The organism is Flavobacterium glycogeni (assembly GCF_048286775.1).
In the GTDB taxonomy this organism is placed as follows: domain Bacteria; phylum Bacteroidota; class Bacteroidia; order Flavobacteriales; family Flavobacteriaceae; genus Flavobacterium.
Genome location: NZ_JBLVPV010000043.1, coordinates 1 through 9,181 on the forward strand (window position 1 = coordinate 1; position 9,181 = coordinate 9,181).

Below are 9,181 nucleotides of genomic sequence, written 5' to 3' on the forward strand. Positions count from 1 at the left end.
TTCGCTTATTATTTAGACAAGAATGATTGTCAGGTTAGTATAATATTACCAAACAAAATCAGTAATTACATTAGGACCCTAGATATTAAAACTATTACCGATAAAACATGTTCACAAGCAATTGCTCAATTCGGATTGGAAAGAAAATTAGATTTATGGAAACGCCCCAAAAACATTTATAAAAACCTACAACAACTAACCCGAGAACGAGACCAGATAGTAGCAGAGCGTGTTATAGTAAAAAATCAATTACATGCAGAAGAATCAGAGGCTGAACCAAATCAAAAGAGTTTAAAACGAATAAAAGCAAGAATTGGGTTCTTAAACGGTCAAGAAAAAGAGATTAAAAACGACATTAACTCTATTGTGAAAGGTGATAAAAATTTAAAAATAGAAATAGACATCATTTGTACATTACCCGGCGTAGGAGAATTAACAGCAGTAATTGTTTTGGCAGAGACCAATGGTTTTGAACTGATAAGAAACAAAAGACAATTAACCAGTTACGCAGGCCTAGATGTAAAAGAAAAACAATCGGGTACATCCGTAAAAGGAAAACCTCGAATATCAAAAAAAGGGAATAGAAGTCTGAGAAAAGCAATGCACTTTCCAGCATTGGTAGCTGTAAAATGGGATGAAAATTTCAGAGAATTGTATGCAAGATTAGTATCAAAACAAGGAATAAAAATGAAAGCATTGGTAGCTGTACAAAGAAAATTGCTAGAAATGATTTTTACATTATTCAAAAACAAAACCACTTACGATAAAGAATATGAAAACAAAAAACAAGCACAAAAAAATAGCGTGCAAACACAAACGGCTTAAACACGCTATAGAGTCTAGTTCTATGACTGACTTAAAAACAAAATTATAAAAAAAATATAGATTTATTTGGAAATCAACACAGAATCTATGTGGTTTAAACTTCAATTTAATTTTAATGCGTTTGACGTGAGCAATGGCGTCAAGCTACAGTAGTGCGAAGCCATTTGCATTTTATTTTCTGGTTTTAAAGTGAATTTTTTCAATGCTGATTACAGTCAAAATTCCAAGAATATAGGCAAGCAAATCAATCCAGGCAAATGAATTTCCAAGAACGGCTTTAGCAATTTCTGAATGCTGTAAACCTAGTTTTTCAACCGCATTAAAATATTGTGCGATTTCGATAGCAAAGGAAAAGACCAACACAATACATGCGGCAACCCAAACCGACACGTTTAGAAACGATTTTAGAAAACAATAGAGTAGAATGACCACTAAAAAATCTCCAAAATAGGGTCTGATAAAGTTATCATGAACAAACAAAGCAATTGCAATTTCTATGAGAAAAAGTAAGACTGTAATCGCAAAATATTTTGGGTTGAATTGTAACATATTGGTTGTTTAAAGGTTTGTTATTTTACATTTTGACTCCATTCGTTTTTGATGTTCACTTATTTTTATTGTTTTTTCAATTTAAGTATTCGTCAATTTTTATACTTCTGTTTTCATTATTTGCCGCTTCTATGGCTTTCAAAATAGTTGCGATTTGGGTTTTATCAATCCTATATTTATCAAAAAAAACATATTCTATAGTCTTTGTGTTTTTAATATCTTCTAATGGATTTTTTGCCAGTAGCACTAAATCGGAATTATAGCCTATTTTAATTTTTCCAGTATTGCTTTTCATCCAACTACTTGGTGCAACGGTTGCCGAATAGAGTGCTTGTGAGTTAGTCATTCCGGATTTAGATAAAGATTCTAATTCGCTATGAAGTGAAAATCCGGGAACTATAGTGGCTACATTGGCATCCGTTCCAGCCATAATTGTAACTTTATTATCAACCAATGCTTTTGTCATAATATGAATAGCTTTTACATAAATATTCCAATAAATTAATGACAATTTTCTTGCTTCAGGTTTATCTTCTCCGTCATATTCAAATCCACTTCTACCGGTTAACCAACCTAATTTATAAAGGGCAGTTCCCTCAATAATTTTAGGATTGGCATATCTTAATTCTATTTCTTTAAGTCTGGATTTTAAGGAAAATCTTTGTTTTGGAAGACTTTCAATTAACGCAATAGTGGAAGTAACACTAATGTTATTCTCCTTTAGCTTTTTTGCAATTTGGTCTGCATGTGCTTTTAAAAAATTGAGGTATTCTTCTGGATTTTTAGAAATTGATTTTCCGAAATCATCTATGTTTTTTACGGTTAGTTCTTCAATGTGAGCAATCTCTTTTTGACCTGATTGATAAAAAGTTTTTAAATTAACTAATGGGATATGACCAATGACAGGAATATTGTTCTCCTTGGCCATCTCTATTGTTGTTTTAAACATTTCCGCAGTAACAAAACCATACATTTTAACTGCATCATAGCCTTGTTCTTTTATTCTCTTTATCTCCTTTTGTGCATCATTTTTAGTTGAATAATTGATGGACTGTCTAGTCCAACTATAATAATAACCGGTTAATCCACTTTCACTATATATTGGAGGAGATACGATAAACATTCGTGGCCCAATGCCCTTTTTTTGTATTGATTTTCTCCAATTTAGAACTATAGGTCTTCCAGCCATTTCTCTAACATAGGTTACACCATTGACTAAATATAAAAATAAATCATTTTTACTTTCTTTTAAATGAACATGGGAATCTATAAGGCCTGGAATTAAATATTTGTTTGTGCCATCAATAATGATAGAAGTGCTATCCATAAGTTGATTTACGCCTAAACGAATTATCTTTCCATTTTTAATAATTACATCTTGATTTTTTAAAAAATAAGTACAATCTTCTGAAAGTACGTTGGCGTTTTTTATTTGAATTATTTTGGATGGTTTAACAATTGAAGAAATAGTTATAACTTCAGTTGATTTGCCCAAAACCTTATTTAATTCATTATCTGCCCAGATAAAAACGCCAATAAAAACGACTAACAATATCATAGCGGCGTATCGTAATCTCCTAAACCATAGTTTTTTCATAATTTATTTTATTTTGATTTGAGAGGCAAAAATAAACTGAAACACACCGTAATATACGGTGTAATGAGGGGTTAGGTATGAAATATGCCATTTTAGGTACGAAAATTATAAGGACAATAAATGCTCCTTGTAATTTTTAGAAACAGGCAGTTCAATTTGAGTAAGAGATAGGGTATCCCGATTTTTCCAAGCCTTAAAATGTGACGGATTTATTAAATGGGAACGATGGACTTGAACTAAAAAATCAAAATCATGCCGAACTTTTTTAAGCGTGCTGCGAATTAATTTTGTTTTCAGGTGGCTCTCCTCTATAAAGAAAATCTCGATGTAATTTTGTGAATTAGAAACGCAGACCAAGTCACGTTTTCTTATTTTTAAAACATCAAATTTATTTTCTCCCCTAATCGTTACATACTCTTCTTTTATAGGAATTAGCTTGATTGTATATCCTCTTGCCAATAGTATTATCGGGGTTGAAATCAAAGCTGATTTAAGAATTATGATCCGTAAAAATTCAAAAAAATCATATCCTCCATTTAGAACGGGGCTTTTGTAATAGATATAGGTACTCACTAAAAAAAGCAGGTGAAAAAAGATAAGGCTAACGATTTCAAAACCCACATTCCATTTTGACACTTTTTGATAAACACTTTTTTGAATTATAGCCAGTAATCCGTAGCATAGAAATGCAATTAGGCTAAATCCAACACTTATAAGAAGCCACATTTTAAAGCTTATTGTTCCATCGTCAAATGGTTTTATGAAAAAAGCGAAAATGAAAAGCCAAATACTGATGAAGATTCCTATTAGTAAATGATGGTTGATTGATGGGTTTAATTTTTTCATTTTAATAAAAAGGGACTAATATTTGTTTTTGAAATTTATCTCAAAAGTTATGCTGGCAAAAATGATGACTAACTTTTCTTTAAGCCAAGTTTAATGTAACCAGTTTCCATTTTCATTTCTACAAATAAGATTCCATCGGTATAAATAAACGGTAACGCATCTTTTTTACCTTTTTCGTCAATCATTATTATTTTTTTATTGGATTTGTCAACTTCAAATTGTCCACTAATTTTACCCATCATAGGATGATTCATAACAAAGCCACCATTGTTATCAAAATTATAAGTAATTGGAAATATTATTAACTCTGACATTTGTCGGAAGTTTTCTGCTTGGTCTTTTCGGGAAGAATCTTTATAAGAAATTGAATCTGTGATTTTATTAAAATAAGCGATTTCATCTTCATATGAGATTACTTTCCAACTTCCTGACAATTCTTGTGAATTGACTTTAAAACTTAATAATAAGACGATAAATAGAACTCTTCCCATGTAATATTGTATTAGTTGTTGCATAACGTTCTCTTGCTCTTGCGATGTGGCGGATTAAGGAAGCCTATTTTACAAGTACAAAACCAACTTTAAATTAAGCCCAAACCCGCCATATTGCCAAACGCTGTTGTATGCCTTTTTCTTGTTATTTCGTTATTGCTGGTATTAAATATTCCTGCATAATCTTTTCAACTTGTTTGTGTCCGTATGCCGTATTATATGCTGTTGAAGTAATTACAATTACAATAGGCTGATTTTTAAAAATGAAAATTCTATTGCCACCATTACCGCTTGAATAATAAACTTCATAATCTACGCCGTTTACTTTGTACGTTTTATTCCAAAATAGATAACCATAATACTCGTTTTCTGATATTGTCATTTGGTGTGATAAACTTTTTGCTATCCATTCTTGCGAAAGAATTTGTTTACCATTCCAAGCACCTTTATTTTTGTATAATTGCCCAAATTTAGCAAAATCCAACGAACGCAATCGGATACCACCTGCTGTATTAGCTACTTTTTGAGGTGTAAATTCCCATCTGTAATTAGTAATTCCAAGTGGTTTGAATAAATTTTTGTCGGCATATTTCTCTAAACCATTTGGTACAGATTTATGAATTATGTCGCCTATAACTATACAGCCAGCCGTAAAGTAATCCCACTGCTTGTCTACTACTTTTGTTTTGTCAATAGGAAGGTTTAATGTAAAGTCAACCCAATTTTTTGTAGGATACATATTTTCTTCGTTACCAATTGATTCAGAATTCATATCGGAACCTTCAAAATTGGAACTCATTGTCAGCAAACTTTTTAAAGTAATACTATCTTTTGATGTGGAATAGTTTTGAAAGGATTTTAGATCGTAAAACTCTTTTAGTGTTTGCGTTTCACTTTTTAGGTAACCTTCTTTGATGGCAATTCCCAAAATAGTTGAAGCAAATGATTTGCCAACAGACCTTGTGTCGTGAAGTGTATTTCGGTTCACATCATTAAAATACTCTTCAATTAATAATTTGCCCTCTTTAATTACAACAATACTTGTAATATTTTTGAATGTTTGGTTGGCTATTTTTCTATTTAATTCTTCAATTTTGGATTTATCAAAATTATCTTTTGAAATTTGCCAATCTTTTATTGGCTTTATCGATTGAAAACGAACCATTTCTTCATTAACCTTAATTTCAGGAATAATAATTTTTATTTGTCCTTCGGCAATTATATTTCCAGATATTACCTCGGTTAATTTTAGATAAGGTCTGATTTCAATTTTAAGAAGATGTTCTCCATTTGTAAACGCTTCTTGTCCGCCATTAGTTAAAAATCTATTCCAAAGAAATCTACCCCAAGAATCTTCATTGGTTGAACTTATTAAAGGAACTCTTAAAATTGTCTTCTGATTTTTGCTAGCAGCATTTCCTGCTCCAATGTTTAGATTTTCAACATAAATTTTCTTATTGTCAACCATAAATGTAAATTGATAATTCCCATTTTTTGTAAGTTCATCTGCGGTTAGTTTTGGCGAAAGCAAATGAAGGTAATTTGTCAAAGAGTTTCCTAAAAACACTCGGATATTAAAATCAGTTTTTTCTTTGAGTTCAAATGATTCTAAGAAATCCGTTTCTTTGAAATTTTCTATAGGTACAATTTGTCCCATAAAGGCAATTTTTCCAATGTTCGCTTTGTGAATAGGATAAATGATGCTATCACTTTTTACAAAGCTACTTGTTTGGCTGAAAGTGATTAGCCAAAATAGATTGGCAAAAGCCAGGATTATAATCCTTTTCATGTTATTTAGTTTTAAAATTCGACTTCAAAATTATTGCTAAAATTAATTTAAAAATAGAATAAGATTAACATTTGAAGAAAATTAACCAAAAAGGATTTTTCTATATTCTGAGGGATTGATTCCATTAATTTCTTTGAAACAACGTGTAAAATGACTTTGGTCAGAAAAGCCACACTCAAATGCTATAGCTGTCAAATCTAACTTTTTTTGAGAAATTAACTCTAATGATTTTTCTACTTTTAATTTTCTAATGTATTCACCAAAACTGGAATTAAAATATTTTGAAAAATCTCTTGACAAATGAACAGGATGAATGTTTAAAGTTTTTGACAAATAATCTAAAGAAAGATTATCTGAAAATTGGTCATTCAAGATCATATTTATTTCAGAAACCCAATTGGGTTTTTTATTAGATTTAGTTTGATTATTTCGTAGCATTTTTGCTAAAGTTTCCAGCAATAGCATTTGAATTGAAAGTTGTGATTGGTTGTCATCAACTTTTGTTTCTCTAAAAATTTTATACATTAAAAACTTCAAATCAGAATTCGATATATTGATACTACCTTGTAAATCCTTTGTGTCAAAATCCAAATTATCAAACCAGTTTTGCTCTATTTCAATATGAAAACCTCTTGTAAATCCTTCGGGTTTGATATTATAATGTGGATCTTGCCAATTATGAAATAATAAACTACCGGCAGAACAATTGTAGATTTCTTTTTTATTACCTTCTATTAAGTTTCCTTGAAGGATAAAAGTAAAATATGCGTTTTCGTGATAATGCCAATCTACTTTATCATGAGTATAAACCGTATCGGTCAAAGTAATTCCTTCTAAATTAATAGTTTTATTTGTTTGTCCGTAAAATTCTCCTTTTAGTGATTGTTTCATTTGGTTAGCATTTCATTTTTCGAAAATATCACAACGTTCCCTTGCTACAAGAGGTTTGGGACTAAATTAGCGTTAATTTTCGGTTTAACCAAATTCTCACAAATACAAGCCAATTGCCCAAATCAATTGTAGCAAGTGTTGGCAGGAGCAATCTTATTTAGTTTTAAGAGAAGTTACAATTTCATCTGCTGACTTTTCCCAATTAACTCGCAGTTTTTCAATGCAATTAAATGAGAATAATAAAATTTTTCCATCAACAATTGTGAAAAAGTAATAATTAAAAATTTTTTGGTCAGTTACTTGTGTTATAAATTTAAAATATCCAACTTTCTTTCCATTAATAACTTTTACGCCACCATTTAAAACTTTTAAATCAGGTCTGTTTTTTTTTAACTGTTCGATTTGGAAATCTTTCCATAAGCCCAATTGACTTTCTGATGCAGACTGGTTTGTTGTGTCCGCAATAAGATTGACTCCTCCATTTTTATCTGATACTACAAATGTTGGTTTCGGTTTGTTATGATATTTTAATGTCCACATTTCATCAGTCATTTTAGTTAATTCCGTCGGGGAATTAAATTCGACTTTCCCATTTAATAAATTTATTTTTTCCATTTTAATTTGGGCAAAACTTATAAATGGAATTAATACTGCAACTGATAAAATCGATTTTAAATTGTTTTTTCTCATTCGGTTTTATATACGATTTTTGCTATTGTTTCTGCCAACGTTTTTTGGCGATTACGGAGACGAAAACTGTCAACCTGCACGAAAGTTTGATTGAAAAACTGAACTTCATTTAACCACTGAACCGCCAATTTCTTGTAGGTGCTGTTATAGGCTGTGTTTATTTCTTTGTATTTTTAATCCCGATAGCTATCGGGATTGAAATTGTTGTTTTTCACAAAGTTCTTTCAACTTATCGAGTGCTTTTGGGTAGGTCTGGTTCATATAATCTAAAAAATCTTCAGTGGTGTCTAAGTCAACAGTAACGGTTGTAGTTCCATTGTTTTCTTCGAAGGTATAGTTTTCAAATCCGTTTGCCCATTTTTCCACTTCTGGTCCTTCTGTAATTTCCTTGTCCGCTTTTAAAAGACCATAATGTTGAATCGAAACAAATCGGTTGGGAATGTTTTCAACTATCTTGGAAACCATACCTCCCTTTTCTCCTTTCTCATCTACTCCAATAAATAGAATTTTATTTCCCTTGTCCCAACTTCCTTCATAGGTCGATGTCGGGTTAAACAAAGAGGTCCATTGCTCATAAGTTGATTTACTGTTGATGCCAAGCATAAAATCATAAATCTTGGTCACAGGTGCATTGATGCTTACTTTGAATTGTAACTTTTTCATAATATTAATATTTGTTTAAATTAATCTTTCGAGTTGTTATTTTTCGTCATACTTAGAAGTCGTTTAACATAGCCTATAGCGTTTGGTCGCTTCGCAATGTGGCGGATTAAGAATGCCCAAACTTTCGGTTAAACACTAAATTTTCAAATACAAAACCAACTTTCCATTAAGCCAATTGCCCAAATCCGTTGTAGTAGCTGTTAGGTAACGTACTAATTTATTTTTGCCAACAATCGATACATAGCGTAATTCCATTTTTACTTAATCTTTCCATTTCTTTCGGCTTAAATTCCATTGCGCATTGTTGGTCATATTCATATAAATGCCAAAAAGATATATCATCCCTTTTGATTCCAAGCTTCTCTAAGTTTTCAAAATTTGGTTCAAGAATATCTAAGAATAGATTTATAAAGTCATAGTAAGGTTCTTCATCATTCGTTTCTACAGAATATGTCCATACTCCATATTGTTCAGTCTTTAGTTTTCCTAAACCTTCACTTGCAATTGGCTCCAAATTTAATATTTCTGAAATTCGCTTAAACGATTCGCTTCCGTTCGGATTATAAATGGAAATTTGATTAAAAACCATATTTGTAATTTTATTCGATGTTTCTGGTATGTTGCCTAACGTTCTGGTACTACAACGGGTTTGGGACTAAATTAAGCCCTATTTTCGGATTTGCCAAATCATCCCAAATACAAAACCAACTTTCCATTAAGCCGATTGCCCAAATCCGTTGTAGTAGCTGTGTGTGCCTTGCATGCACTTCCAATTCCTCAAAAGTAGGAATTTTATCTAGAGGGTGCAAGTCCCTTATCGGCAAGTTGTTGAATTATATT

General features: G+C 31.2%; 10 protein-coding genes. 1 reads left to right on the forward strand and 9 read right to left on the reverse strand.

Annotated features, from left to right (window positions below; all coding sequences use genetic code 11):
* On the forward strand, positions 1–825 hold an 825-nt coding region (locus ACNQGX_RS17925; protein WP_417978610.1), incomplete at its 5' end, for an IS110 family transposase.
* A 171-nt stretch (positions 826–996) separates the two neighbouring features.
* Here ACNQGX_RS17925 and ACNQGX_RS17930 read toward each other — a convergent pair.
* The 9 genes from ACNQGX_RS17930 to ACNQGX_RS17970 form a co-directional block, all read right to left on the reverse strand.
* A complete protein-coding gene (locus tag ACNQGX_RS17930) occupies positions 997–1,374 on the reverse strand; it encodes a ribosomal maturation YjgA family protein (protein ID WP_417978612.1) in 378 nt (125 codons plus the stop codon).
* Between the two features lie 76 nt (positions 1,375–1,450).
* Entirely contained in the window at positions 1,451–2,971 is a 1,521-nt protein-coding gene (locus ACNQGX_RS17935) for an amidohydrolase family protein (RefSeq protein ID WP_417978614.1), read from the reverse strand.
* Positions 2,972–3,076: 105 nt separating this feature from the next.
* Positions 3,077–3,817, reverse strand: coding sequence for a LytTR family transcriptional regulator DNA-binding domain-containing protein (locus tag ACNQGX_RS17940; RefSeq protein WP_417978615.1), 741 nt, complete (start codon positions 3,815–3,817; stop codon positions 3,077–3,079).
* 68 nt (positions 3,818–3,885) lie between these two features.
* Positions 3,886–4,308, reverse strand: a complete 423-nt coding sequence (locus ACNQGX_RS17945; RefSeq protein ID WP_417978617.1) for a hypothetical protein — start codon at positions 4,306–4,308, stop codon at positions 3,886–3,888.
* 145 nt (positions 4,309–4,453) lie between these two features.
* Positions 4,454–6,097, reverse strand: a complete 1,644-nt coding sequence (locus ACNQGX_RS17950) for a serine hydrolase domain-containing protein (RefSeq protein ID WP_417978619.1) — start codon at positions 6,095–6,097, stop codon at positions 4,454–4,456.
* Positions 6,098–6,178: 81 nt separating this feature from the next.
* Positions 6,179–6,988: a helix-turn-helix domain-containing protein gene (locus ACNQGX_RS17955; protein WP_417978621.1), complete on the reverse strand. Its 810-nt coding sequence runs from the start codon at positions 6,986–6,988 to the stop codon at positions 6,179–6,181.
* A gap of 153 nt (positions 6,989–7,141) precedes the next feature.
* Positions 7,142–7,678, reverse strand: a complete 537-nt coding sequence (locus tag ACNQGX_RS17960; RefSeq protein WP_417978623.1) for a hypothetical protein — start codon at positions 7,676–7,678, stop codon at positions 7,142–7,144.
* A 186-nt stretch (positions 7,679–7,864) separates the two neighbouring features.
* Positions 7,865–8,341 carry an SRPBCC domain-containing protein gene (locus ACNQGX_RS17965; RefSeq protein ID WP_417978625.1) on the reverse strand — a complete coding sequence of 159 codons (477 nt, stop codon included), beginning with the start codon at positions 8,339–8,341 and terminating at the stop codon, positions 7,865–7,867.
* Between the two features lie 217 nt (positions 8,342–8,558).
* Positions 8,559–8,930, reverse strand: a complete 372-nt coding sequence (locus ACNQGX_RS17970) for a hypothetical protein (RefSeq protein ID WP_417978627.1) — start codon at positions 8,928–8,930, stop codon at positions 8,559–8,561.
* Between the last annotated feature and the right edge of the window lie 251 nt (positions 8,931–9,181).